At 45.7% G+C, this 26,628-nt stretch carries 27 protein-coding genes; 11 read left to right on the top strand and 16 right to left on the bottom strand.

What is annotated here, in order from left to right; translation table 11 throughout:
• Window positions 1–190: 190 nt before the first annotated feature.
• Entirely contained in the window at window positions 191–706 is a 516-nt protein-coding gene (locus ACS5PU_RS02545; protein WP_439457695.1) for a hypothetical protein, read from the bottom strand.
• A 966-nt stretch (window positions 707–1,672) separates the two neighbouring features.
• Here ACS5PU_RS02545 and ACS5PU_RS02540 point away from each other — a divergent pair.
• From ACS5PU_RS02540 to ACS5PU_RS02520, 5 genes are all read left to right on the top strand, one after another.
• Window positions 1,673–2,716 carry an alpha/beta hydrolase gene (locus ACS5PU_RS02540; protein WP_439457694.1) on the top strand — a complete coding sequence of 348 codons (1,044 nt, stop codon included), beginning with the start codon at window positions 1,673–1,675 and terminating at the stop codon, window positions 2,714–2,716.
• A gap of 395 nt (window positions 2,717–3,111) precedes the next feature.
• Window positions 3,112–3,687, top strand: a complete 576-nt coding sequence (locus ACS5PU_RS02535) for a protoglobin domain-containing protein (protein ID WP_439457693.1) — start codon at window positions 3,112–3,114, stop codon at window positions 3,685–3,687.
• 15 nt (window positions 3,688–3,702) lie between these two features.
• Window positions 3,703–4,473, top strand: coding sequence for an alpha/beta hydrolase (locus ACS5PU_RS02530; RefSeq protein WP_439457692.1), 771 nt, complete (start codon window positions 3,703–3,705; stop codon window positions 4,471–4,473).
• A gap of 457 nt (window positions 4,474–4,930) precedes the next feature.
• The gene (locus tag ACS5PU_RS02525) at window positions 4,931–7,894 is read left to right on the top strand and encodes a tetratricopeptide repeat-containing sensor histidine kinase (protein WP_439457691.1); all 2,964 of its coding nucleotides are present in this window, start codon (window positions 4,931–4,933) and stop codon (window positions 7,892–7,894) included.
• A 274-nt stretch (window positions 7,895–8,168) separates the two neighbouring features.
• Window positions 8,169–8,558: a hypothetical protein gene (locus ACS5PU_RS02520; RefSeq protein ID WP_439457690.1), complete on the top strand. Its 390-nt coding sequence runs from the start codon at window positions 8,169–8,171 to the stop codon at window positions 8,556–8,558.
• A gap of 673 nt (window positions 8,559–9,231) precedes the next feature.
• On the opposite strand, the gene ACS5PU_RS02515 is transcribed toward ACS5PU_RS02520, so the two are convergent.
• From ACS5PU_RS02515 to ACS5PU_RS02445, 15 genes are all read right to left on the bottom strand, one after another.
• Window positions 9,232–9,414 carry a histone H1 gene (locus tag ACS5PU_RS02515; protein ID WP_439457689.1) on the bottom strand — a complete coding sequence of 61 codons (183 nt, stop codon included), beginning with the start codon at window positions 9,412–9,414 and terminating at the stop codon, window positions 9,232–9,234.
• Window positions 9,415–9,480: 66 nt separating this feature from the next.
• The gene (locus tag ACS5PU_RS02510) at window positions 9,481–10,752 is read right to left on the bottom strand and encodes a hypothetical protein (RefSeq protein ID WP_439457688.1); all 1,272 of its coding nucleotides are present in this window, start codon (window positions 10,750–10,752) and stop codon (window positions 9,481–9,483) included.
• 13 nt (window positions 10,753–10,765) lie between these two features.
• Window positions 10,766–11,863, bottom strand: coding sequence for a conjugative transposon protein TraM (traM, locus tag ACS5PU_RS02505; RefSeq protein WP_439457687.1), 1,098 nt, complete (start codon window positions 11,861–11,863; stop codon window positions 10,766–10,768).
• A 29-nt stretch (window positions 11,864–11,892) separates the two neighbouring features.
• Complete coding sequence (locus ACS5PU_RS02500; protein ID WP_439457686.1) at window positions 11,893–12,114, bottom strand: hypothetical protein; 222 nt, start codon at window positions 12,112–12,114, stop codon at window positions 11,893–11,895.
• Window positions 12,111–12,737 (bottom strand): conjugative transposon protein TraK, encoded by a 627-nt coding sequence (gene traK, locus ACS5PU_RS02495; RefSeq protein ID WP_439457685.1) that lies wholly within the window; start codon window positions 12,735–12,737, stop codon window positions 12,111–12,113. Before traK ends, ACS5PU_RS02500 begins: the two co-directional genes overlap by 4 nt.
• Window positions 12,738–12,835: 98 nt before the next feature.
• A complete protein-coding gene (gene traJ / locus ACS5PU_RS02490) occupies window positions 12,836–14,032 on the bottom strand; it encodes a conjugative transposon protein TraJ (protein ID WP_439457684.1) in 1,197 nt (398 codons plus the stop codon).
• Window positions 14,029–14,646 (bottom strand): TerB family tellurite resistance protein, encoded by a 618-nt coding sequence (locus tag ACS5PU_RS02485; protein WP_439457683.1) that lies wholly within the window; start codon window positions 14,644–14,646, stop codon window positions 14,029–14,031. Before ACS5PU_RS02485 ends, traJ begins: the two co-directional genes overlap by 4 nt.
• Before the next feature lie 19 nt (window positions 14,647–14,665).
• Window positions 14,666–15,352: a hypothetical protein gene (locus ACS5PU_RS02480; protein ID WP_439457682.1), complete on the bottom strand. Its 687-nt coding sequence runs from the start codon at window positions 15,350–15,352 to the stop codon at window positions 14,666–14,668.
• Window positions 15,339–16,049 carry a conjugal transfer protein TraI gene (locus ACS5PU_RS02475; protein ID WP_439457681.1) on the bottom strand — a complete coding sequence of 237 codons (711 nt, stop codon included), beginning with the start codon at window positions 16,047–16,049 and terminating at the stop codon, window positions 15,339–15,341. Before ACS5PU_RS02475 ends, ACS5PU_RS02480 begins: the two co-directional genes overlap by 14 nt.
• 3 nt (window positions 16,050–16,052) lie before the next feature.
• Window positions 16,053–16,496, bottom strand: a complete 444-nt coding sequence (locus ACS5PU_RS02470) for a hypothetical protein (protein WP_439457680.1) — start codon at window positions 16,494–16,496, stop codon at window positions 16,053–16,055.
• 78 nt (window positions 16,497–16,574) lie between these two features.
• Entirely contained in the window at window positions 16,575–19,043 is a 2,469-nt protein-coding gene (locus ACS5PU_RS02465) for a TraG family conjugative transposon ATPase (protein ID WP_439457679.1), read from the bottom strand.
• A complete protein-coding gene (locus ACS5PU_RS02460; RefSeq protein ID WP_439457678.1) occupies window positions 19,040–19,390 on the bottom strand; it encodes a DUF4133 domain-containing protein in 351 nt (116 codons plus the stop codon). The genes ACS5PU_RS02465 and ACS5PU_RS02460 overlap by 4 nt, the downstream gene beginning before the upstream one ends.
• An 86-nt stretch (window positions 19,391–19,476) precedes the next feature.
• Window positions 19,477–19,761 (bottom strand): DUF4134 domain-containing protein, encoded by a 285-nt coding sequence (locus ACS5PU_RS02455; protein WP_439457907.1) that lies wholly within the window; start codon window positions 19,759–19,761, stop codon window positions 19,477–19,479.
• A gap of 124 nt (window positions 19,762–19,885) precedes the next feature.
• Window positions 19,886–20,398, bottom strand: coding sequence for a hypothetical protein (locus tag ACS5PU_RS02450; RefSeq protein WP_439457677.1), 513 nt, complete (start codon window positions 20,396–20,398; stop codon window positions 19,886–19,888).
• A 125-nt stretch (window positions 20,399–20,523) separates the two neighbouring features.
• Complete coding sequence (locus ACS5PU_RS02445) at window positions 20,524–21,402, bottom strand: RteC domain-containing protein (protein ID WP_439457676.1); 879 nt, start codon at window positions 21,400–21,402, stop codon at window positions 20,524–20,526.
• A gap of 427 nt (window positions 21,403–21,829) precedes the next feature.
• Here ACS5PU_RS02445 and ACS5PU_RS02440 point away from each other — a divergent pair, with 427 nt between their 5' ends.
• The 6 genes from ACS5PU_RS02440 (at window position 21,830) to ACS5PU_RS02415 (ending at window position 26,622) form a co-directional block, all read left to right on the top strand.
• Window positions 21,830–22,471 (top strand): Crp/Fnr family transcriptional regulator, encoded by a 642-nt coding sequence (locus tag ACS5PU_RS02440; RefSeq protein ID WP_439457675.1) that lies wholly within the window; start codon window positions 21,830–21,832, stop codon window positions 22,469–22,471.
• Window positions 22,472–22,482: 11 nt separating this feature from the next.
• Complete coding sequence (locus ACS5PU_RS02435) at window positions 22,483–23,895, top strand: hypothetical protein (protein ID WP_439457674.1); 1,413 nt, start codon at window positions 22,483–22,485, stop codon at window positions 23,893–23,895.
• A gap of 1 nt (window position 23,896) precedes the next feature.
• Window positions 23,897–24,223: a hypothetical protein gene (locus ACS5PU_RS02430; RefSeq protein WP_439457673.1), complete on the top strand. Its 327-nt coding sequence runs from the start codon at window positions 23,897–23,899 to the stop codon at window positions 24,221–24,223.
• Between the two features lie 233 nt (window positions 24,224–24,456).
• Window positions 24,457–24,705 carry a hypothetical protein gene (locus tag ACS5PU_RS02425; protein ID WP_439457672.1) on the top strand — a complete coding sequence of 83 codons (249 nt, stop codon included), beginning with the start codon at window positions 24,457–24,459 and terminating at the stop codon, window positions 24,703–24,705.
• 4 nt (window positions 24,706–24,709) lie between these two features.
• Entirely contained in the window at window positions 24,710–25,528 is an 819-nt protein-coding gene (locus ACS5PU_RS02420; protein WP_439457671.1) for an SOS response-associated peptidase, read from the top strand.
• A gap of 527 nt (window positions 25,529–26,055) precedes the next feature.
• Window positions 26,056–26,622 (top strand): ImuA family protein, encoded by a 567-nt coding sequence (locus tag ACS5PU_RS02415; RefSeq protein ID WP_439457670.1) that lies wholly within the window; start codon window positions 26,056–26,058, stop codon window positions 26,620–26,622.
• Window positions 26,623–26,628: the final 6 nt, after the last annotated feature.

The raw sequence follows: 26,628 nt of genomic DNA, 5'->3' as shown, positions 1-26,628 counted from the left end.
GCGGTAGTCCTCCATGATTAAGCCTGAACTCCCTATACTGGCTATAAAACTCCATCGGATTATCATCCTCAAACCGGTCGGCATAACCGTCCCAAAACATTTTGTCTAAAAATTCTTTGAACGCATCTAACATCATATTGACTTTTAAGTGAATAAATGGCCTCCCGAATGCTCGGGAGGCATTGAATCTCTAGGCAGGCAGAACAATACCGGCTTCGACCTCGGCCAAACGTTCTGCTAAACGGCCACTGATAAAAGCCACCGTCCCCCTGATCACTGACGGGCTTTTGGTAATGAACCTATTACCATTATTATCGGTAATGACCAGTTCACAGAACTGAAAAGCGCTTTCATCTTCCAACTCGTCCAAACTTTCTCTTTGTGCCTCCTCAAAGCCTGCAAGGTCATCAATGTAGCCTTTATACCGATCACGCAAAGCTGTCCTTTTACTGAGTTCAGCCACCAGTTTCAAAGTTTCATCTAAATTCAAAGCATGTTTCTGCTGCGTTAATTGTTCCTTTAAATCTGCTTTTGAGGGGTCAGCATGCTGTGGCTTTGATTCTGCTTTTGGCGGTTCCGCCACACCTTTGCCCTCTGTCTTTTTTGCCACCTCATTTACCGGATTCCCTGCTACAAACCTTGGAGTTTTGTCGGCTTTAACACTGTTCACACTTGCCTGTCCGTTTTCTTTTACTTTTGTTTCCATTTTTTGATAAATTAAATTGTGAAACCCAGCCTACTACCTTTCGGCGGGAGCCATTCCTGGCTTTTTGTTAAGCACCCGCTCCTGTTGGGCAGGGATTACAGGCAAGGCTTTTGGAAAAAAAATACTACCCGGAGCGCAGCGCAGGTGTGGAGATTATTTTTTCAAAACCAGCGGAGCAAAGCGGAGCCGCCTTGATCAGGTAATATCCTGACAATCAGAAATTTGTTGCGCAAACAGCCAAAATCTATCCTAGTAAACCGGATCATAGCTCAAAAAAGGCAGCTAATCAAGGAAGCCAATTGCAGTAAAGGAGCGGCAGATGGGTTTGGTCAAAATGAGACGGGTCGGCCGAAGCGAAGCAATGGGCAAAGCAGCTACAACTTCTTGAATTAAAGCAACTAAAAGCTAAATATTTTTTTCTTTCAAGTGTGTTCTCCCCCTGAACAGAACCGGCTAGTTACAGAGCTGCCCTTTAATACTTCATACATCAAACGATTTAAAGCGATTAAATCGGCTACACGGAAAGATAACCGGATTGAAGAACTGGTCCAGGGAACTTTTATTTCATGCCGCGTAAAAAGATCTCACGATAATGATCAACCTCAAAAAGCGGTCTCAGCCAGGATTGGCCGCTTTGGTCAGGAACATATGGTCAGTTGAAGCGTAACCAGGTGATGGGCTAAACGCGGAACGCACTGCCACTTTTGTCAAAATACCAAATGCGTCGAAATCACATTAGAATTTCTAGCTGCATCATCACCAAAAAAAATCAACGTTTTTCGACTGATCGACAGGGATTAAACCATATTTCAAATATTAACGATATATCGTTAATCTACTCACCGCAAAAAAAAACACAAATGACTGAATAACAAATAATTAAATAAAAGGCATCTCATTCGCTTTTATTTAGAAACACAAACATCTGATGCAAAGTACAGGATACTACAACTAATTGTTAAAATAATGAAAAACCAAAACCACAATCTATTAAAAAAGGCAGCTTTGGTAGGAATCTCGCTGTTCCTTTCCCTCACCACAGTGAGGGCGCAGTTAGACTATAGCAATGACCCTCACCTTTCTCCTGCTATGAAAAGCTTTCTAAAACCCTTAAACAGTGGCGGGCAGCCGCTGGAAACAATGAGCGTAGCCGATGCCCGTAATGTTCTGGTCGGTGCTCAGGCAGCTTTCAAAGTCGACTATTCGGGAATTGAGGAATCCGAGAAAATTATTGAAGTGAACGGTGTAAAAATTACCTTAAATATCGTGCGCCCCAAAAATGTCAGCGGTAAAATCCCAGCTTTCTTATTCATACACGGAGGTGGCTGGGTACTTGGCGACTATCCAACCCATAAAAGAATGGTCAGGGACCTTAGCGTGTTGACTGGCTATGCCGGGGTATTTGTCAATTACTCCCGTGCACCCGAGGCCCACTATCCGCAGCCTGTCAACGAGGTATATGCCGCCGCAAAATGGTTAAAGCAGCATGGAAATGAGCTGAATATCGATGGCAGTAAACTGGGAATAGTGGGGAACAGTGCCGGGGGTAACCTGGCTACCGCATCGGCATTAATGGCCAAAGCAAAAGGTGATGATTTATATAAGATACAGGTATTGTTCTGGCCGGTGACCAATGCTGAATTTACCAACAACTCTTACCAGCAATACGGTACCCAGCGCTTTTTGACTAGTTCGCTGATGAAATGGATGTGGGACCAGTATATCCCTGAAAGCCAAAGAAATGAGATTTATGCCTCTCCGCTTAAAGCCTCACCGGAGCAACTTAAAGGGCTTCCGCCGACCTTGATCCAGGTCGCCGAAAACGATATCCTGCGCGACGAAGGAGAAGCATACGGAGTCAAGCTCAGCGAGGCCGGGGTTAAGGTAACCACAGTGCGATACAACGATGTCATCCATGATTTCGGGCTTCTCAACGGCCTTGCAGAAATCCCACAGACAAAATCCCTGTTTCTGCAGGCAGCGGCTGAATTAAAAAAATACCTGCATTAACACCCTAGGGCTATGCTTGAATCGAAAACAGGTAAAGGTTGCCATAAAATTATGCTTGTATTGCTCAAAAAATTTGGCTCCTATAATAATTGTTGCGCTATTGTGCGCGTCGTTAAGTACAGACGCGCACGAAAGAAAGCAATCCAAAGTGGCTACTAAACCATGGATGCAATAACGTCCTCTCCCCGCTATGTCACTACCCGAGGCGGCCAAATTGCTTACAGAAACTTTGGCAAATATTTGCCAATGATCCTGTGTAACAGGCTAAGGGAAATATTCCAGTCCGGATATGTGCCCAAGTACGAATTCCCTGAATGCTCTGCACAGGTAATCAAGCTTTTCGAAAAACAAACAAAACCAATTCATATTTAAAAACCAACCACAAAACCAAACCAATGACAGAAAACATTAAAGGGTACAGCTACGGCCAGGTTGGCCGATCACCTGTAAGCGAAGCCGATCTAAACCTGCTTGAAAAAACAGTATTTTTTACGGCAGATGACGCTGCCAACCTAAAGCTGGCTGGAGAAATCTTGCAGGATCAGACTGATGACATACTCGATTTATGGTATGGCTATGTAGGGAGCCATGAACACCTTATCCGTTACTTCTCTAAAGGCGGGCAGCCCAATGCTGACTACCTTGGAGCGGTAAGACTGCGTTTTAAGCAGTGGATCCTCGATCTATGTTTTAAGCCATTTGATCAGACCTGGCTGAATTACCAGCATGAAATAGCCTTGAGGCACATTGACAAGAAAAACACGACAGACGGAGTTGAGGCCGAGCCCTTTGTTCATTACAGGTATATGATCGCTTTCATTGTCCCGATCTCCCTTACGATCAAAGAATTTTTAGCGAAAAAAGGACATGAAGCCGCCACTGTTGATGCTTTATACCAAAGCTGGTTTAAGGCAATCGTGCTCACCACCCTATTGTGGACTTATCCCTATGTCAAAGACGGTAAATTTTAACAAAAAATCATTATCATGGCCAGATCAAAAACCATTATTCTCATTCACGGAAACTTTGTTAACGACAAATGTTGGGTGGACTGGAAAAAACACTATGAGCAAAAAGGTTATCAGGTGTTCAGCCCGGCCAATCCGGGCCATCAGGGCGACCCGGCCGAACTGCGAAAAAAAGTGCATCCCGATCTTCGCAAGACAGGGTTTATAGATATTGTTGACCATATCGCGGACCTGATCGGCACCCTGAATGAAAAGCCTTTACTCATCGGCCATTCCATGGCAGGTATGGCAGTACAAAAACTTGTTGAACTGGGACTGGCACAGGCAGGCGTGAGTATAGACGGTGCGCCACCGAAAAATGTTTTCCCACCCTTTCAGACCCTGAAAACCGTCATCCCTGCATTTGGTTTTTTTACCTTCAGCAAGTTTTTCATGGGAAGCCGGAAATGGTATGACTATGCCTTCTTTAACACCCTCCCGGATGAAATGCGAGCATCTGCATTTGCAAAACTGGCTGTTCCCGAAAGTTTCAAAGTCAGCCGGCAGCTTGTCCTGGACTCTTTTTCAAACATTGATTTTAAAAAGCCGCACGCTCCGCTGCTTTTCATCGGCGGTGGAAGTGACCATATTTTCCCTCCAGAACTGACCAAAACAATTGCCGGCAGATACCAACACAGCTCAAGTAGAGTGGACCTCAAGATTTTTGATGGAAAAAGCCATTTCATCTGCGGCGAGCAAGGCTGGGAGAAAGTTGCAGATTATATCCTCGACTGGCATGAAAATATATAGGTATAATACCGGTTCCGGAAAGTTTGCTGATGATACATCATAAGGTGATCGATTTTTTACCTGACGCTCATACTAAAGTACTTTCATTAGATTTGGAAGTACTTTTACCGTTCTCAAGGCTCATTAATCAAAATCTATTGACCGGGCTTCAGCAAGCTTTTTTGAAATTCAGGTGATCTTTGCACAGTATAAATCTCGGACCATAATTCCCATTGTTACCATGCGGCAATCAAGCATTTATTTATTAACAAATATTCCTTAATTTAGTAAGAGCCAAACGCCATCATTCGCACAACATTTTTTATGCCGATGGTAAACCTTTGAATCACGATTAGTAATTTTATTAACGGGTATAATTTTCAGATAAACATTGAAAATAGAACCATATATCTTGTCCAAAGCTCATTTTAGTGAATCTCCAGCGAGACAAATCCAGATATATCCAATATTCGAGAAAATGAACATGTACTGTAGAACCATTAAACCCTATATTAATATCATTTTTCTCTTTCTGCTACTTTTTAGCCACGTAACACTCCGTGCAGAACCAATGTATGTCCCCATCTCAATTGCAGAGGCGCAGAGCCTGACTAAGCAGATCAGACTTGCCCCTGAGAATACCAGAAAAGTGGATATGCTGCTCGACCTTGCCTACTTCCACATGGAGAAAGAATTCCATAGCGACCGCAGACTTGACTCTGCCAGCATACTTCTTGCTCGGGCAGGTCAGCTAGCTAACAGGTTATTCTACCCAAAAGGGATCGTCACAACCAAAGTTTTAATGGGCCTATGCAATACTTATCAGGGGAAAGATGAACAGGCCATGGGCCTGTATAAACAGGTCATCGCCAGCGCGGCCAGATTCAAACTGTTTGAGCTTGAAGGAAGGGCATGGCACCTGATCGGGCTCCAACAGGATGTTAAGACCAGGGTACTAAGTTTTAAAAAAGCGATTGCATGTTACCAGAAGGTAAAAGACTATGGCAGAATAGGCCACTTACAGAACCGAATTCTCTTTACCGGCAACTATGCGGCAGTCGGCCGGTATTTCCCGGGATATTTCCCTATAAGCCCTGCTTTTATACCGGCTGTAAAAAAAGAACTCAGCGGCAAGATCACCCAGGAAAAAAAAATAGACCTTTTGCTCAAGTTGGCCAGTATATATATCTATCGCTCGGGCCAACAGGACGCTCACCTTGACTCGGCGATAGCGCTGCTCAGCCTGGCCGGGCAGCTCAGCGAGAAAACAGGAAACCGACAGGGCTATAATGAAGCCCTGCTATTAAAAACCTCCGCTTACCGTGAAAAGGGGAAAATGCCTGAGGTCTATAAAATTTTAAAGAAGCTCACCGACACCTCCAAGACCAAGCTGTTGATGAACTTTGCCAATCACTATTATAACATTGCCAGCCTAAATACCGGTGAGGACCGTAAGCTATATCTGGATTCCTGTATGATTTACTACAAGCTGGCCCTGCAGCAGAGTATTGCAATCAAAAACATGAAATACGCCAGAGAGGTGATGAAAAAGACCATCGAGGTGCTTGATGCCCTCACCGGCTTCGGCAACATCAATCCGCAGGAACATTACGCGCTGGTCTCAAAAAATGCGCCCATCATTGGCTTCCCCTCCAAGGCTAGATTATATAGTATATATGCATCCTATTATAACAATACCGGGAATTTTTACAAGGCTTTGTACTATACACAGTTGATGGAACAGAACCTGAAACCGGACCTAGACCACGATGATAAGTACTGGGTTTATTATACGCTGGTGGCCATCTATAAAAATAAAAACGACCTAAAAAAAACAAACGAGTACTACCTGAAAATCATCGACCTGGCAAGTTCCTCCTACAATACTATTATCATTTATTCCTACGTAAATGCCTATATCAAGCAGCTAATCCTGCTAAACCAACCTTTGAAGGCACAGCAGTACCTCAAAGAAATTGTGAAAAAGATACCATTCCGCAACGATGCTGATAACCTCTACTATCATGTTGCGATGGGGAACTACTACAAGTCACTGAACAACTTTCAGGAAGCTGAAAAAAGCTATAAGCTGGCACTGCGCTATGCCGGGGCCAACTGGGACAGGGAACCCAAATTTGAACTGGCCGATCTTTATGCAAGGTACGGAAAGTTCAAACTGGCCAATCAGACCCTGATCCCGCATGGAGCTGTTCCTATGTACAAGCTCAACAAAACCAATCTCAAATTCCTGGACCTTCAGGCCAGGATCGACTCCGGACTTGGTAGTTTCAATACCGCCTACCCTAAGCTCTCAGCTGTGAGAAAACTAAACGATTCCATTTACGCAGTAAGCAAAGACCGGCATACACAGGAGCTGGAGTTCCAGTACAGGACCCAGATTAATCAAGCTGAACTGCACGCAAAAGATCTTAATATCCAGCTATTGAAAAAAAATGCGGCACTATTGACCCAATCCGCTAAAACACAGGAAATCCAGCTCAGACAGGCAGGCCTGCTTGTCCAAAAAAAACAGGCTGACCTAAAACTGAAAGAAAAAAATATTGCTCTATTAAACGAGTCTACCAGGCTTCAGGAAAGCATTTTGCAAAAACAGGGATTTGAACGACAGGTAGCTATCGGCGCTGCTGTGTTGTTGACATTGGTTTCGGTTCTCTTCTGGCGCCTGTATCATCTCAAACGGGTAAGCAATGCCCAACTGCATCTTCAACAGCAGAACATAGAAGCTAGCTATGGCAAACTGCAAAATGTCTTGAAAGAAAAGGACTGGCTGCTCAAAGAGATTCATCACAGGGTAAAAAATAACCTTCACATGGTCATGAGCCTGCTCGAATCCCAGTCGGCATACCTGCAGGAAGACGCCCTTGACGCCATACAAAAAAGCCAGCACCGCATTTATGCAATGTCGCTGATCCATCAAAAATTATATCTTTCGGATGATGTTAAGACCATCAAAGTCTCCCATTACATTACCGAACTTATCGAATATCTCAAGGATAGCTTCGAGGTTAAGCGGATAGATATCTGCCTGGATATTGATGACGTTGAGATTGAGGTGGCTACCGCGGTACCTTTGGGGCTTATCTTAAATGAGGCCGTTACCAATTCGATCAAATATGCATTCGACAAAGATGAAAAAGGAAAAATTGATATTGCTTTAAAAGTCTCTGATCGAAGTTTTGAACTGCGTATGGCTGATAACGGTAAAGGTCTCCCAAAAGGTTTCCAGTTCGATAAAGCAAGCTCACTGGGCATGAAGCTTATCAAAGGCCTCTCCGGACAACTGGAAGGCCGGCTTTCCATTGAAAGCGGTGGCGGGACCAAAATCTGTATCTCCTCGATTCCACTGGATTACCAGCAGCGGCTCAACCTGGATAAAGAATATGAACATACTGGTTCCGAGAATGGGTTACAGGCACTTTAATGCATTAATGCGGGTATTGGATTGAAATATGAATAAAAACCACCAATTTTGAGAAAAAGCACTTTACCGAACCACCCACCAAAAGAGAATGAAATGAATCAAGATCCATGCCGCCTGATTTAACTCTTATTAATGTTCGATCTGATAAGACTGTATTACCCTTTCCATTAGTTAACATAACCAGAAATATATTTGTGTAATGTTAAAACTAATTTTTGTTACAAAGAATTGATTTTATGTAACAAAAATGAAAAATTATCTTTACATTTGCTACATGGAAACCGATTTAGTAACCTATGTTGAATTGTACAAATTAAAGTCTGGTCTGATGAAGCAGGTACAGGAATTGGAAGTTTTAATGGAGAAGGCTAAACCAAAAGATTTCGATGCATTGAGTTCTCTTGTTAATAACATCACGCTGGGTCTGTACGATTATCCATTTAATGGGATGTTAAATGAAAAAATAATATTCACGCTAAAGAAATTAAAAAATGGTACAAAGACTGATATTAGAAAGTACATGGAGATCCTTGGAGACGAAGCAATCCATGCGCCAAACTTTAAGAATGATATGGATCATACATTAACCGCGCTGAGTAAAGCTAGAATTTTGGTCGAATACATGTCAGCATTTGAGCCTAACGAGATCAGTTTCAGCCTTTAGCACTTGGGCAATTGTTAATTTATAATGCAACTTTTCAACAATTTGACCGCGAAAGATAGTTATAAGGTTTAAAGCCTTATATTTACAAAATAAAATAAGCCTACTGGTAATAGGCTTACTTTAATAGCTGAAATGATGTCTGGGTAAGGAGAAACACCTCCAGTAGCACATTTTTAAATTCAGGATTTAGGCTGCTGCCAGACTTGGATAATTAGGGTAACTCCACGTGGAAGTGGTTGTACAGTGCAAGGACTTTGACGCCGCTGCATCCTTAATTACTCCAGGTCTTTCCTGTTTCTGAATCATTAGCAAAAGTATAAACTTTTCTTTATATAACTTCTATCTCCGTTTCTTTTTTCTCCACAACTTTATCTTTCTGATATCCTCCTGTTTCTCTAGGTTTTCCATCTGTTCCAGCATTCTTTTTTCCCCTTGCGCTCTAATTGCCTTTCGTCCTTATCTTCGCTTCTTTTTCTCCTGCTGTATTGTTACTAGCTTTTCTACTATCAACAATATAAATTCAATGTTTAGTGGACAGTTTGCAGATTTGAAGACAAAAGGTAATTAGCTATTGATTTTTAGCACAACACAATCCCTGGATTGGAGAAGTAATTGGAAATGAGAACCCTGTCCATCTTACAGAACAGGGCTTATTTTCTCAAAAATGCCTCAACTATTTTGCTTCCTTGTTTTTCAGTTCAGTCACTTCAGCCCTTCCGGCCTGTGCAAGCAACTTAATTTCCTGATAAATCTTGCGCAATCTAGTGCCTGCAGCACCATTGTTTTTCTCGTGGAACTTAATCGCATCGGCTTCCGCTGACGCGATTAGATCTTTTAATTTTTGAAATGTTGACATAATAAATTAAGGTTTGAAAAGTGAATATATAAATGTTTAATTAAAATATTGAGATTTAGACACTCTTTACATGTCTATTTCCTGTCCCTGCTGCTGGCCTCTGTTTTTAGCATGCCCTTTCTCTTTTCCCACAGCGTGGCTAATAACCTGCTCTTTCTGGTAATCCTCGCGTTTTACGGGCTTGCCTCCCGGCTCTGAAAAATTGATATTGCCATAACGAGGAACAGCTTCTATTCGCAGCGGCCTGCTTTCACCATCTTTACCAATTACAGTGACAACCGGGGAATAGCCATTTTCCATCCTGGCCACCAGTTGTTTGGCCGTAACGGGCTGCTGCATTTCTTTGATCTCATAACTGGCCAGTTCTTTTTTCAGGTCGAAACGGTAACCCTCACCGTACTGCTTTAAAGTATAGTTATTGTACCTATCCTTTGGCTCATTGAACTGATAAGTATTCCAGGCCTTATATGGAACACCGGCCCTGCTCACCAGATCGCCACGGAAAACCGCCCTGCCCTGTAGCATATTGGCTGCCTGTTCAATACTGAAACCCTTGCCACGGTCCACATAATGCGAATTCTGGATCACCGGACTGTGAAAGGTCTGGCTGAATTCCTTTTTCACATAATCCACTTTTCCATCTTTCATGGTTGCGAGGGTATCACGGTATTGCAGGTCTTTATCACTTGCCTTACCGGTAGATAATTCTGCATTGCCTTTTTGTGCCTTAAAATAATCCATGGCCTGTATTGGGCTGGAAAATCTGCGGAGCAGGTTTTTATCTTTATCCGCAGCGCTTTGACTGATGACCATATACTGGTGATCATTTTCCAGTGGTTTAGCCTTACTCATGGCCACATCGAATTTATTAAAGTAATAGAAGTCGCTCTGGCCGGACTGTTTAATGTGGATGGTTACATCCATCATCCCACGGTCAGCCGGAACCTGTCCAAATATCTCAATCCTTGGGACATTCTGTTCCATCAGCGCTTCGGCTGCATCAATCATGTTCTGAGGAACTTTTAACGCCTTTGCTTCCTCCCTGAAGGCTTCTAATGAATTTCTGTTCATGGTTAAATTTTTTAGTTCATATTCTTGTATTGCAAAAGCCCTTCGGAGCTGTGCAATCGGGCGGGCAATGTGCCAGCCCGAAATCTGCTGGTTTTCTGCCGCCTCCCGGAATGCACTGATCTGGTCCCTGTAACACAGCAGATCCCAGCTGCCACCAATCGGCCGTTCACTGTCATACACCACCCAGCTGAAACCAAGACGGGCCTGCTCATCCAGATAGGCAAGCAGTTCACCCGCCAGCCCCTCTTTTTCCCTTAGCTTTGCCATTATTACCGGGCATTTACTTCAGCTTTTTGGTATTGTCCCTAAGCAGCAGCGGATAACCCTCTTTCAGGTTCTGCTTCACTCGCCCAATCTTTTTGGTCAGCAAATTCTTCGCAGCGTCGATGCCCGCCCCCGCAATCTGGGTAGTCAGGTCAAAACCGGTAATGCCCACACTGCTGGCTGCATCAATAATGCCACCGTTGACTGCATCGGTCAAAAGTGCTTCCGGTGCATTGATCCCGATCATGGCATCCCTTTTATCGTAAACTGTAAGGTTCACCGGAATTACCTGATTTCCCAAGCGGATGTTTTTGATCTCCAGGTTCAGGCGCTGGTTAGAAAATGCCGCAAGACCAAACACAGCATGCCCGGCAGGAAAGGTAATCCCATTAACGACCGCCGTATCGAGCAATCGCAGCTCTACCACCGATCCCTGCCTGGCTTTCTGGTTACCGGCAACCACTGCCGGTATCGCCCGGAACAGACTGTCCGGAGCAGCATCCAGACCGTTATTTTTATACAGCTGTGCAGCTAACTGAGGGTTCTGCACCGCAATCAGCTTATCCATCATCTCATTGAGCTGGTCCATTTCAGGATCAGCATCCCCTTCGCCATGCATACCTTTCATCAGCGTTTCCAGCCTATCCACATCCTTTGAGATTGGCGCCGCATTGCTATAGCCAAATGAAACCGGTGCAGCAGTTTTCGGCGCGACATAAGGCGCTGCGATCACTTGGTTAATGGCCGCTAATTTTTCATTGATCTGCTTTTCCTGTGCATTTTCTGCTTCTGAAAATCCCAGCTTTTCTGCTGCCGCATTCAGCCCCGAAGCACCGCTATGGGCAGAATCCTGACGGGCCTTTTCATAATAGCCCATCTTATCCACCGGTTCCGCTTTCTCGAGCTTCGCCTCCGGCAATGCGGTGTTAATGCCTGATTTTCCGGGGGTAGCTTTTACCGCCGAATACTGTGTGTACAAATAATACCCAAGTGCGGTCAGCAACCCCAGTATTGCCGGAATGAGTACCAGCAGCAACCTGGGCCTGCTGATCTTCTGTTTAGATTTTCCGTCCTGAACCTCAACAACAAGGTTTTCATCTTCTTTTTTTGTCATAAATAATGTCGTTTAAATGAATTGAATAATTAATAAATAGCTGCAACCAGCAGGTACAGGCTGTAGCTGCCAAAGAGCAGGCAGAAGCCCAGTAAAAGTACCCTCCACCTCCAGGAGGAAAAGCCTGCCGTCCTGCGGTTCAGGTAGTCAGCAAGTTTTCGCTGCCCGCCAAGAATTGCAGCAGCGACTTTCTCCGCAAACAGTACCTGACCATGTTCCAAGACCTTGTCTCTTTTACCCCAAAACCTCATGGCGAAACAGCTTTAGCAGGTTCATCCCGGTTCAGCAGCGTTTCCCAGCGGCAGATCAAAAACCCGTGCGGGTTGTTATCGGTCTGGGATTGCAATACCCTGATCTCTCCTCGCGTAACCAGTCTGCGGTATACCGTACTGGTCGAACGGATCAGCTTTTGCCGTGCATAGCAGATAAAACCGTAAGGCTCACGGTTAATGTCCAGTGAAATACTGTCCACCTCGATCCCCTGCGAAATATTGGCAGCGATCAGGTTATTGAAATAACCGGACTCCCGCAAATTATCATAGGCAGCTTTAGCCGAGTTATCCGCCAGATAAAGCGCTTTCCCCACTGTAGCCGCAATGGCTTTTTCATCAGGGTCCAGGTTAAAAAAATACCGGTGAAAAGTTTTGATGTGGTCTTTGAGTTCCACATTCAGGTTAGCCTTACGCTCTGAGGCGAAAGCTTCCAGCACCTTACCGTTATACAGGATCAGTACCCGTCCGGATGCTTTATCCATCTGGTCAAAGCACAGGTAAACGATACCCCCCGATAAAATTACGCAGGCCACCAGAAACGCAATACTGAACCTTTTAATGTGCTGAAAAGCACGGTCTATATTCTTAAGTTGTGCAAACATGTATATATATATATTGTGTGTTTAAAAATCTGCGGTGCCATCCAGGCACAGTAGGTTAACCTATTATGCCCAGATTACACCTTCATTACGCATAAAGGCTAAGATTTTTCACCAGCCACCCTGTCTTTAAAGTAGTCGTTTCCCTCAGCAGAATCAAAGGAACCGGACATACGGCGATAGGTATCACCAAAAGCATCCTGAGCCATCTTATTCCCGGCAACAGCCACACCTGCAGCCCCCATGCCACCGCTGACCACAAGTGAGTTGACCTTTTGCATCATCGCATTGCCTCCTCCGGCATTGATGATGTATCCTGCAACGCTAGGCACCGTGAAATACCCCACAATTCCAATGCACATAAACACCAAATACGCCGCATCACTGGAGCTAAAAAACGTGTCGCCCGCCTCTCCAATCTGGGAAATATCAATGCGCAGCATATTCTCCTGTATCTTACCCAGTATACTGCCGAAGATATTGGCCACCGGGAGCCACATAAAAATATTGATGTACCTGGCCAGCCAGACCGTCAAAGTATGCTGAAACCCATCAAAGACCGCAAAACCAAAAACCAGCGGACCAAGTATGGCCATGACGATCAGGTAGAACGTGCGGACCGTATTGATACAGAGCGCAGCAGCAGCAAACAATACCTGTAAGACCTCGCTCATCCAAGCCTTGATATTGTTACGGAAATTATAGGACATGCGGTCCATCTGAAACTTGATGTCGTTGCCAAATCCTTCAAAAACGCCTTCATCCTCCCGGTCAGGATCCTTGGGATGGGTATAACGGTACCACTTATCCTCGGAACCAGAACCTGTTTCACCGACATACATCTGCCAATGTTTACTCTGGCGGACAGCGACCTCCTTTTGCTTTAAAAGTGCCTCGATTGCCCGGTTAGAGTTCTTCACCATTCCGCCAGTTGCTGAAACAATAGGCTGCAGGATGCCGTTGACTAAACCGATCACCAAAGGGAAAAGCAAAATGGCAAGCCCAAGGGCAAAAGGGCGTAGCAGAGGATAAAAATCGACCGCTTCACCATTTGCCAGGCTGCGCCACACACGTGAGGCGATATACCACAAAGCCCCAAAGCCAGCCAGGCCACGCGCCACCCCAATCAGCTGCGAGCAGAGCGGCATCATATCCCGGTATACATTATCCAGTACCGGCTGCAGGCCTGTGACCGAGCCGGCAAGCCCGCCGCCGCTCTGGGCAAGACAGAGTCCTGGCATTACCAATAGCGCTGCAATGACCAGACAAAACAGTCTCAAAAAAAGAACTAATCTCATAAACCCTCCCTTTTAAAATAACCACCCAAACCTTTGATCTCGGATTTCTCCTGCTGGCGCTGAAGGTTCAGCAGGCTGGTCTTGCGGTTAAAGGAGCGCAGGAAAATGAGTTTATCTTCCACTTCGCCAAAAATCTGATCAATGGCTATTAACCGCTCCCCATCACCCATCCGCATTTTATTGGCCGTTATCACCATCGCCAGCCTATCCAGGTTGTCCAGACTCGTTTCCAAAAGCCTGCCGTAAACCTTGGAAACATAGTCCAGCTCTGTTGCCGAGAAATTGCCCCCTGAAGAAAAGCGTTTATAAGCAGCCTTATATTCCGATACCAGATCCTGCTGATAAGAAATGATATGCGCAATCTTATAGTATTTACGCACCTCGGGGCTGACGAGCCAAAGGCCATCCAAAAACACCTGATGTAACGAGAAATTACCCTTGGCAATATCCTTAACCGCAGTATATCCCTTAGATACCACCTCATAACCGCGCTTCATATCCGAAAGGATATTTTTCAGCTGGCTAAGTTTTTCTACATTCAGGACCAGCTGTTGCACTTCCTGGCTCTGGGCAGAAGCAACCTGCCGGGAACCGAACATCAAAACAGCCATCATGAAAAACCCAAAAAACCGGCTATTCGATCTCATAGTACCTCCTTAGTCTTTCCAGTGTCAGGCCATCCGTCTGTTTCAGCCGATTTAACAAGTTTGCTTCGCTGCAAAAGCTCTGCGTAAAAGCGGACTTATCCAGCATACGCCCATAAATGCTGTTTAGCCTGGTTAGCCGCTCGTCATCCTTCATTTCCAGCTTGCCGGAAGTAATGACGGGTAGCAGTTCCTCCAGATCATGGTAACAATCCGAAATAACCCCATCAGCCACTTCCCCCACATAAATCAGCTGGTCAGCCGAAAGCAGTCCATTGCCTTTGACCGAGTTAAATGATTTCAGGATCGCTACCTGAAGGGCGATGATCCCAGCCACACGAACATCATTTCTAGTCACCGGACTGACCTGTTTCAGCCCTGAAATAAAGGCATTGTGCAGGTTAAATTCGCCATTTTTAATGTCCCTGACCACCTGCAACCCTGATCCTGCCAGCTCATAACCCTTTTTGGCATAACTGATATATACCTGCAAAGCGGCGATCTGCTGGCCCAAATACCTGATCTGCGTTTTCTTCTGCTTAAAGATTTCATTCCAGGTCTGCGCCTGACAATGGGGAACTGTAGCAGCAGTCAAAAGCAACGCCCCGATCAGCCATGCAATCCCTCTTGAACCGCATTGCTTATTACCCATAAGCATTCCTCTAGTTGACATCATAAAGCTCCTTTAATGTTTTAGTTTCCAGTACCGATTTGCTCCGCTGAATAGAAAGGGTTATGTTCTGGTCATTGAACTGCCTCAGATCAGCAAAATTCCCCTCCATCTTTTCCGCAGCCGCATCAATCAGCTCCATCCTTGCAGCGTCACCCATCTGGGTTTTAAAGGAATTGATCACCACAAACACCTGGTCCAGGTTATTTACCGAAGCCTTTAAAATCCCCTCATACACCTCTTCCATTTGCAATAGCTCACCGGCGGTAAAGTGCTTGTCCTTTGTAAAAAGCCCCGAAGCCCAGCGGTATTCCTGCACGATGGCGGCCTGGGTAGTGGCTATATCCCTGATCCGCTTATAGGCCGAGATTACCGATCTTACTTTAATCAGGCTTTCATAATACTCCGAATACAGTGAGCGCTGCCTTTCGGTCCACTCGGAAATCTCGCCCAGCTTTAATTTGTTCAGCGTGTTTTCCACCACTTTCTGGGCATTCTGCAGCCAGATCGTTTCATTCTGCAGCCGCTGGACTTTCAGGTCAACCGCCTTGATCACTTTTTTTACGCCTGCCTTGATCACCTCAGCTATTGCCAGCTGCGCGCTAGCCCCAGTGGGCAAAGCCGTCAGCAACACAGTAGCACTTAAGGGCAGCACAACCATATAGGTCTTTAAAATTTTTGTCATAAACTCTAATAATTTCATAACTTATTCTGTTAATATCCGTTTGTACTTTCGTTTACCCACCGTTAAAGTCAGACCATCAGCACTAAAGCTGATCTGTTTACCCTTGCGGGCCTCGGTCATGATTCCGCTTTCCCGGTCCAGTACCGCAGTCCATTCCTCCTTTTCATGTTGCAGTCTCCCAGCCCTGCCAGCATCATCCAGCAACTGAAAACCAGTCCTGCGGTGCAGCAGATATCTGGGGCCCTCTTCATGTTCAACTATAAGGGTATCATGGGCGATACTGAGTTCGCTTCCCGCATCATTGACATAAGTACCATCCAGTGAGGCCGGATTGTTACAGCCCTGCATAGTGGAAAGCAATAACGCCAGGAAGCTTCCCATCACAGGGATCCAGGAAGCCCATGACCACAAGCAGGCATCCGTCTGCTCTACACCGGTTAAATTGTTGTTTCTTAAATTTTCCATAGGTATTTTTTTTTAAAAATGGATTTGAAGCTTGCTCAGCAGGTTCGTATCCGTAAATTTCAATTGGTGAACAATTCGTTAAAAAACCTTTTTCCCTCTGCGCAGTTCCGCTGCAAGCACAGCAATCCCCCTGGCCACCGAGCCGTACTTAGCGGCATATTCCTGCACCTTTTGCTTCTCTGTTTCCTCGGTAGTAAATGCCAAATATTCAATCAGACTCACCTCTGTGCGGTAGACCTTGGAATGTCCGCCAAGGGAAATAAAGACCTCCTTGTAATTTAGCTGTGGATCATTGGCCTTATTCATCGAAAGGATGAGTGACTTGTCGTGATCAGTCAGCCCCAACAGTTCCTGCACCGTATCAAACTTGTTCTGGTATTTACTCTGGTCGAGTAAGATCTTACAATCTGAATTGTTGATAATCGCCTGCTTGACAATGGGCGAGGAAATGATATCCTCGATCTCCTGGGTCACCACAATGGGTTCACCAAAAAACTTCCGGAAGGTTTTATAGGCGTACTGGATGTATTCGGCCATCCCGCCCTTGGAAATGCTTTTCCATACCTCTTCGAGCAATAAAACCTTGCGCACCCCTTTCAGCTTGCGGAGCTTGGCGATAAACATCTCCATAATGATCAGCGTTACTACGGGAAATAAGATCGGGTGGGATTTTATCGTATCAATCTCAAAAACGATAAAGCGTTCCCTGAGCAGATCCAGGTTCTGGGTAGCATTCAGCAGGAAATCAAATTCACCGCCCCTGTAATAAGGGTTCAGTACATACAGGAAATTATCGATATCAAAATCCCTTGGATTGACCTTACCGTCACGAAGCACCACCAGATATTCCTGCATCAGAAAATCATAAAAGGAATTGAAACAGGGGAATACCCCGGGGTCCGCTGCCAGGTGTTCATAATAAAGCGTCAGTGCATTGCTGACCGCCACATATTCCGCCCTGGTATAACTCTCACTTTCATTTTTCCAGAGCGCAAGCAGCAAGGTCTTGATGCTTTCTTTCTTCTCGGTATCCAGCACATCACCCTCAGCAATGTAAAAAGGATTAAAACAGATCGGGTTCTGCTCCGAATAGGTAAAGTAATAGCCACCCACCAGGTCGCAAAGTCCCTTATAACTATGGCCGATATCCACAATTACCACATGCGCGCTTTGCTCGTAATAAGATCGTACCAGATGATTGGTAAAAAAACTCTTTCCAGATCCCGATGGCCCGATAATAAACTTATTTCGGTTGGTCGTCCAGCCCAGCCTGCGCGGTTCATCTGATATATCCACATGAAGCGGAACGCCGGACAGGCGGTCACCCAGACGGATGCCAAAGGGAGATAAAGAACTCCTATAAGAGGTCTCCATATTCAAAAAACAACAGGCCTGCTCGGCAAAAGTATCAAAGGTATCGTTCATCGGAAAATCACCTTCGTTTCCCGGCATACAGCCGAACCAGACCTGCGGAGCGCCATCAGTCTCTTGCCTACATACCGCATCCATTTTCGCCATCGCCGAGCCTACCTTATTCTTCAGTTCGGCCAACCCGCCGGCCTCATCCGTCCAGCAAAGCACATTGAAGTGCGCCTTTACCGGCAGCTTCTGGGTCACTACCGCCTCATTCAAAAAATCATTACAGAAATCCCTGGATACCGCATTCTCGCGTGAATAAGCCGAAAGCGACTGTAAACGCAGTTTTTTTGCCTCAAGTTCCTTTATTGTCCGCTGCGGATCACCCGTAAAAATCAGCTGGTTATAAATGTGGTTACAATCCAGGAACAGTCCAAGAGGTGAGGCAAAGCCGATACTGTATTTGGTCCTGTCTGTAGAATAGGCATCAAAGTCGATCCTGCTCCCACAGATCCCCGGCAGATCCTGTGCATCCGCCAGCGTAAACAGCTGCACCTGTTTGTCGCCCACCCTGATTTCTTCTTTTAAATGAACATCGCGCAATATCGAAGCTTCACCCTTACCCAATAAAAACAGGTAGCGTTCAATGATCCCCGGCGCATTAGCTGTGCCCGAAAGCTCATCATCACCCAACCGCGCCAAAGAAAACAGTCCACTATCCGATAAAATCCGCTCAAAGGAACCTACCGCGGAGAAAAAATTCTTCAGCAGGACATCATCCTTACGCTCCACAGGTGCGATCGATTTACGCAGTATATTGCTATAAGCCGATGAAGACAGCTTCCTGCAACGCGGCAGCAAAGTCAAAAACAGATAGCACTCATGATCCAGGAACGGCCTTTCGTTAAAATGACCTTCGGACGCAAAGGCCAGTACCGAGCCGGAAGCGCTTTCAAAATCTGCCTTCACCCTACTTTTAAAAAAGTAATCCGCCTTGTGAAAGACCACCCCCGGCGGCAACACCCGTACCGCCTTGACGAAAGCCTGCTGCGAGGCATCAAAATTACCCGAAGAAAGTGTCCCGGTTTCCGGCAAGCTCACCCTAAAAGCAATCGTAACATCACCTGACATGGATATCATGCAGCTGTTTTCCACCTTCCATACCGGAAGTATTTTTTCAATCTCCATCATGCCCTCCCCTGCCTTTCCTTATTGGTTACCGGAACCCTTAAAGCTGTAAACACACGGCGCGATGAAAACCGCAGATATACCGGCAGGCCTCTTTTGGCCATAAACTTGCCTAAACCATGCTGACCAAAACGCCTGGACAAATAACTGACCCCCATAAAAAGGCCCCCCCCACAAAAAAATACCATTGGCAAAAGCACAAAAATGGAAAGACCGGATACATACAGTACCGTAAAGCACAGCATCAGCAGAACCAGTCCCCCGGCAAGCCAGGCAATGTACTGCCCCTGAAAACCCTTAAAGACTATAGGCTTATTGATGCCTTTATTAATATGATACACTAAACTCATAACCGTTAAATTAAATCAGGGCCAGGCAGGCCGTCATGCCACTCTTAGCCAGGCCTAGTCCCGCCCGCCCTGATAGTTTCTTATTTTTAGATTCCAAAAAACGACTTCAATACCGAGGTCACCACCACCAAAAACACGCAGGAACCAAACCAGGCCGCCGCCACCTTTCCCGTATCAGGCTCGCCTGCATTCCATTTCTGGTACACCTTAGTTGCCCCGATAATGCCGATGACTGCACCGATAGCATACATCAGATTTGCCCCAGCATCAAAGTAGCTGCGCACTTTGTTCGAGGCCTCATTGATGCCCTGAATGCCGTCCTGGGCTAACGCCGCCCCGGAAAACAGCAGACTGTAAAAACATATTACCATAGCCGCAAGCAAAAACTTAGCGGACGCATTCTTCCAGATCCCTACCGAGGGACCACACATATTTTTTCTACGCATTCAAAAAAATTAAAGATTTACAGATCAATTGATTCACCATCCGAGCAGCTTAGCCCCACAGGCTGTCCAGCTCCTCATCGGAAAGATGGAAGGGTACCCGCTCGCGGATAAATGGCCGGAGTTCAGCCAGGGCAGCATGGTCCGACATTTTGGGATACTTTGCCCTGACCAGCCCGAACATCGAAAAGAAATCCTCCTTTGAGCCGTCCTTCTCCTCGAGCAGCGTACAGATCGATTTGATTTCCTGCTGCACATCCGCCAGCAGGCCCAGCTGATCACCCTTGTCCAATGCCCCCGGGCTGTCAGCAAAGCCGAACCCATCCGCCGCGAGGACCACCACCCCTTCATCCTCAACCGCCCTGCCCATCAGACCCTGGCCAGCAGCAGTAGCGGAACCATCATCCAGCTCGTCCACCCCTTTCTCCCAGCGGTGCGCAAGCGGTGACGGCTCTTTGCCTGCCTTTCTGGCAAGCCGGAACGCCCAAACCACCAGTACCACAGCCAGCACAACGACCAGTCCGACCAGCGGCAGATACTCCAATAAAAATGATTTTTTCATCATAACATTCACTTTTTACCCCGGTGCCCCATTGCACCGGGAACAGCAGCAAAGATTCAAAGGATCAAAAACTACAATACTCTACTAGGGATAAATAGCGTTCAATATCCGGCGCAAACCCCTAAAAATCAGAGCATATTAATTTTACCGGATATTCCGTCCGGGCGATAAGCATCATCCTGATCCATATATTCGGTCAGTCTGTCTTTGCACAGATCAAAAAACCGTGTCCTGCTCAGCCGCTTCCTCCGCTTGATCTCCCGGAACCTGTTTGCTGGGATACCGATATCCACGCCAAAAGTCTGCTCCAGCCATAGGAATATCTCACCCAGACCGGTCCCCTTACCAAGCTGACCGGAAAGCCAGATCCCATAACCCAGTTCTACCAGATTGATCACCTCGCCCGACCATTCAAACCTGGCCGGACCGGTAGCCAGTGCAGCAGGCTCCTGCCTGGCGTCCAGCTCGTTCAACCGCTCCAGGATATAATCCCGTAAATCCTCATAAGCCATGAACTTGGCAAAAAAATAATCCCCCGCAGTATCAAATTCACCATCCAAAACCGGGAGTTCCTGAAGCAGCGGAAAGCCCACTTCAGCCCCCCTTACAAAAAGCAGCCCATCCATCTCGGTAAAACCCGAACGGTAATAGCCATACAAAAATGCATTCTGCTTGAAAAACCGGTCAATAAACCGGAGTTCATCCAGGTAATACCCCCGAAGCAGCTCCGGTACCCCCATAGGCCGCCCCTGAAGCAGCGCAAACAAAGCTACATGGTACACCTGCAGCGCATAAAACTCAGGCTTTTCAAACTTGAAAAAATAAATCTCTTCCAGTTCGGACCCGAACCCCGCAACCATCACCTGTTCCTTCACCTGCTTTAAAAAACCGGAAATCTCAGCTAACATTCCGCTGAACTTTTCCACCTGAGCAATATCCCTGTCAGAGATCAGCTTCAACCTGCTACGCAGCTCACGCAGCAGCACCTTAAACGCATTCTTACGCATACAAACAATTAGATTAAGTGAAAATCACCCCTGCCTGTTAACTGGCTATAACTGCACACGGGGGTAATAAAAAAGTAGGGGTTTCTTCATAGGCATATCAGGTTAATGGGAGGTTGATGGTTATAAATTTTTAAAAAACGGGGTGACCCACCCAGACCTGGACATAGTGAAATGCATTTATCACCGCTCCAAAAATATCGGATATCCATGTCAGCTCGTTTTTTCGATAGTTTCTCTAGGTCCATAAAGTGCATTTATAGGTAAATATTGGAGAGCCAGTCAATCAGAAACCGGAAAAGGAAATACTTTAAGAGGCCCGCTTATAACAAAAGCGGATAAATCCCGTTAAAAAACATATCCTTCCGACAGGACAATATTAGCCAGGTAAACACGCTGAAAAGTTGATCTGTGACACAATCGACCATTCATGCAAAAACAGCCTACCGAAGAAGCCGATCTATTGGAAACGTTGAGCTTTATAGCCCCACTTCCCGCTCCCCTGCAGCAAAGGGTAAACCAGGAGGTGGTTACCGAAAGTTTTAACCGCAAACATCTCCTGCTCAGGCCAGGGGAAACAGCCAGGAGATTATACTTTATCCGCAGCGGTTTCCTGCGCGCCTATTTCATTGACGAGAACGGTAAGGAATGCAACACATGGTTTATGGGTAAGGGAGATCTGATGATCTCTGTTTACAGCTTTTTCACCCAAAAACCCGCTTATGAATACATTGAGGTCCTTCAGGACTGTAAACTGCAGTCGATAAGCTGGCAGCAGCTAAACGCCTATTATGCGGATTTCCCCCAGGGCAACCTGCTGGGAAGGATCGTCACCCAAAAGTATTACATCATGAGCGAGGAAAGGGCAATCTTTCTGCGTACCCAAACCCCAACACTCCGCTATGAAAAACTGCTCGAACAGCATCCCGATATTGAACAGCAGACCAGTCAGACCAACATCGCATCCTACCTCGGAATCAGCCGCGAAACTTTGAGCCGGATCAGGCGTAAAAAACTGAGAATGTGTCACCAGACACAAAATGACCAAAATCCAACACCGGTTTTTAATTAAAGATTAACCTCATGAACACAAAGCTTAAAACTGCTACCATAATTATTTTCCTGATATCCGCATGCCGCAAAGACCCGGTCGATCACAACCTTTCGGCAGAAAATCCGCAACATAACGTTTTGTTCACCCTGTCAGATGCCAGAGCATTTATCCAACAGATCGAGCCGGACAGCAGTAAGGCCCTGGGCAAAATCAGCATCAACTGGAAACTGGCAAAAAAAGAAGGCACAAATGGAGCAAACAGGTGGACGGTCCTACTGGAAGGACAGCCTACCTACCAAGGTTATAAACAGGGATACCGGCAGCTGGTGATTGTAAGGGATCAAAACACCAAGCATATCGGTGCAAAGATACTGGAGGTAATCCCAGAGGCCATTTACCTGCAAAAAAAACGGAAAGCTTCCGCATCGGATTTTACCGGGAGGGTGTTTGAATATGACCTGAACTACAAGCTGACCGGAGGCAGGCTATACAGCGCGGGAAAACCGGTAGGTAACATTAAAAAGTTTTCCCGGGCAGATCAGATCGATCAGGCCAACCAAATGTTAAGAGAGCCTAATCCCTTCAGCGGAGCCCAGGGAAAACTAATGCTCCTGGCTGTTGAAACCTGCTCCTGGCTACAGGATTATTATATCGATGCGGAGGGAGAGCTTACCGTCCACTCTACCCGGGTCTGCTCCACCACCTACATCAACGACAGTGGCAGCGGAGCTGGAGGCGGATACTACGACGGTGTCGGGGCCAGTCCTTCCGAACCACAACAGGGCGGCGGTAGTGGCGGAAGCCCATCAACTTCTCCCCCGCCCCCTTCCAACCTGCCGGGTGAAAACAACAACCCTGTCGATCCCAGGGAAATGATGGAATGTTTTTCAAAAATACCCAGTCCCAATGCAGCCTTCGTTGTAAGAGTGTACGTTGTGGAACCACAGCCAGGTACCTCATTTAATGTAGGCTTAAACAGTTTCGGCCATGTCGCCATATCATTGACCAAAACAAATGGACCGAACAGTGTTACCCAAACCGTTGGCTTTTATCCAACCGGAACTGGATTGGATAAACTAGTATCAAAATCACAGATCATTGACAATGGTTTTGATACCTATAATATTTCTTCAACTTATTATGTAACAGAAGAAAGTTTTAGAAATGTAATCAATTATATAAGTAACCCTCCAAAAAACTATCATTTCTCTGATTATAATTGCTCGGCATTCGTATTCGGGGCGGGTCAAGCTGGTGGTATCCCAATTCCAGACCCTACCACGCAAATAGGACTGGGCGGGCCTGGTGGAGCAGGTTTTGCGAAAACACCTGCGGGAATGGCAAGCGCTTTGCGGGAACAAAAGGCAAAAAACCCTAATTTAGATGTTAATGAAGGTGGTGGTAGAATACCAGAAAGCCATGGACCATGTAAAATTGAATAGAATGAAAAGAAAGTTTCGAATTTTTTTGATAGTAATTATTTCAATTGTCTTTGTAGGCAATATGCCACCAATAACATATTTTATTCAAGAAGAATATCATTATCAGAACAAAGATGGTAGTTTTCAATTTTCAGAACAGGGAGGACCAACCCAAAATTTTGATGTCGCCAAATTGCGGTTTGAAAGTTTTAAAATCAAAAACCCAAATAACCCCAACAAGACGTTGTTTAGAACGTTCACGCTAAAACCGTGGAGGTTCTGGGAATGGTGGCAGATGATAAAACATTATGAAAGATATAAGCTCCCATATTATCCGAATATGGGGTAATGCCATGGAAGATGCCCTGGCTACGTGATATATACTTTCAGCCAGGCAATTGTTTATGACGACAGTATACAATTGTGATTTTTGCAATCAAAGGCAAGGGGATTTTTTTTCAGATTATAGAAGCTGTAGCAATATCTTGTTAGCATTATCGGGGAAAAGGTATAGCTGAAATTAATTCTTCACGACAGCCTGTATCTTAACCTGTATAATAGAATATTTAAGTAACTTTAGATATGAGAGATATCGCGCCGCCATTTGAGCTGAATCTCAGAGGTAGCCATCTGCAGATATCAGAGCACGAACTGGCCGGAAAAAGGATTTTCCGCATAAAGATTGAAAATGGTCCGGACCACTTGATAATTGCGGTTGCAATCAACGCCAGTGGAAAAAAGTTTTGGACCTCGATTCCGGAAGGCCGTCAAAAAGAGGCTACCGAGATCGGTAAATTAATTGCGGAGCATATCCGTGCTAATAGGAGATAATGTTATGTGTTATTACAACGGTCAGAAGGTGACAAGGGCAGAATTCATTCAGCTTAAGCAATTGGAAAAAGCGGTTCGTGACTATGATTTCTTGGACGTGGGTGTCCATAACGGGTTCAATTACCCACCTTGTGCAATTGCGATAGCTACCGATGACAGGAGGGATTTCGAACTGGTGCAGGCACAGTGGGGCTATGTTCCTGGTAAGATGAGCGCTGATGAAGCCATCGCTTTCCGCAGAAAACTTACGACGTTAAACTTTAAGGCCGAAAACCTATGGGTCAGTGAAAGCGGCAAGCGGTCAATGTGGAAGGATGCTGCCAGGTCACGCAGGTGCCTGGTACTCTCAACGGGCATAGTGGAATCTAGGCATATCCCCAAAATCGGTAAAAAGGGACAAGAGCTGAAAGAAACGATCAAGTACCCTTATCAGGTTACATTAAAGGATCATGAGTATTTCTGGCTTCCCGGTCTGTATAGCGACTGGGTAAATACGGATACCGGCGAGGTAACAAAAACCTTCGCAATAGGCATAACCAAGGCTAATGAACTGATGAAGCAGGTGCATAATTCCAAGCTGCGCATGCCATGTATCCTCACCGATGAACTGGCCTGGGAGTGGCTAATGGGTGACCTAAGTGAAGATAGGATCACGGAAATTGCCATGACGCAGATTCCCTCACGCCTGCTCGAAAGATGTACCATCAGCCCCGAATACCGTCTGGAGGGTGTGATCAACAAAAAGGAGTATCCTGAGCTACCTGAAATAAAACAGGAATTTATTGATCAGGAAGTGCTGGAGTTTGACCATTGGAGCAGGTAATAAGCCTGATTTTAATCATAATTGACGGCGCAATGAATTATAAAAACCCATTGTTTAGTGTGCATAGGCCGACCCAGTGCGAGAAATTTTGGCAATCCTGAAAACACGGAGGTTTAAGCTTGATCCATCGGTACCTAATGTCTGCCTATTCGCTATATTTATCTTCAAGAAAGCTCAGTGGTCTTTTTTTAAATAGAATTACACAAATTTGCCTTTCAACATGAGCTAGATACGGGCTGACTTATCCACCAAAACCACAATCTTTTCCACAATTCATTTTTTACTAACAATTTTAGCTTTATGTTTGTTGTTAAATTTGATATTACTAAAAATAATAGTATAAAATTTAATAAGTCATGGATGCTAAAAGAGAGTTGTTTCAAAAGCTGCAACAGGATATTCTGTTGTGGCAAGGCTTTAAGCCCCTGTCCGCTGGCAAGGCAGAACGGATAGGCCTTGGGGAAATTGAGGATTCTTTTCCGGGCGGCGTGTTCCCAAAGAAGGCAATCCATGAATTTATTACCATCATGCCAGAGCAATCAGCGGCAAGCGGCGGCTTTATAGCCGGACTGCTCGCAGTGCTTATGCAAAACGGTGCGGCCTGCGTATGGGCAAGCACATCCAGAAAATTGTTCCCCGCATCGCTCAGCCATTTCAACGTAGAGCCCGAGCGCATAATTTTTATGGACGTTCAAACCGAAAAAGATGTGCTGTGGATCACGGAAGAAGCACTGAAGTGCGAAGGCCTTGCTGCAGTAGTAGCCGAGGTCGGTAGCCTTTCCCTTATCGAATCCAGAAGGCTGCAGCTGGCGGTCGAAGCAAGTGGGGTTACCGGGTTTATCCTGCGCAAAGATGAAAACAAAACCACAAGTACGGTAGCTACCGCCAGGTGGAGGATCAGCCCATTGCCATCGGAGACAGAAGACGGTATGCCGGGTGTTGGCTTTCCGCGATGGAATGTGGAGCTGATGAAGGTTCGCAATGGCAATCCTGGAAACTTTGTGCTGGAGTGGGCAGGCGAAAAATTCGAAGAGGTCAAAAAAACCAAAAAAGAAACGGTATGGTCTGATATAGAGGGCAGGCAGATTGGATAGGCAGTT

The sequence above is a fragment of the Pedobacter sp. GSP4 genome (assembly GCF_051857575.1).
Classification (GTDB): domain Bacteria; phylum Bacteroidota; class Bacteroidia; order Sphingobacteriales; family Sphingobacteriaceae; genus Pedobacter.
Note: the sequence above shows the minus strand (reverse complement) of the source record. Positions and strands in the feature narration are given on the sequence as shown.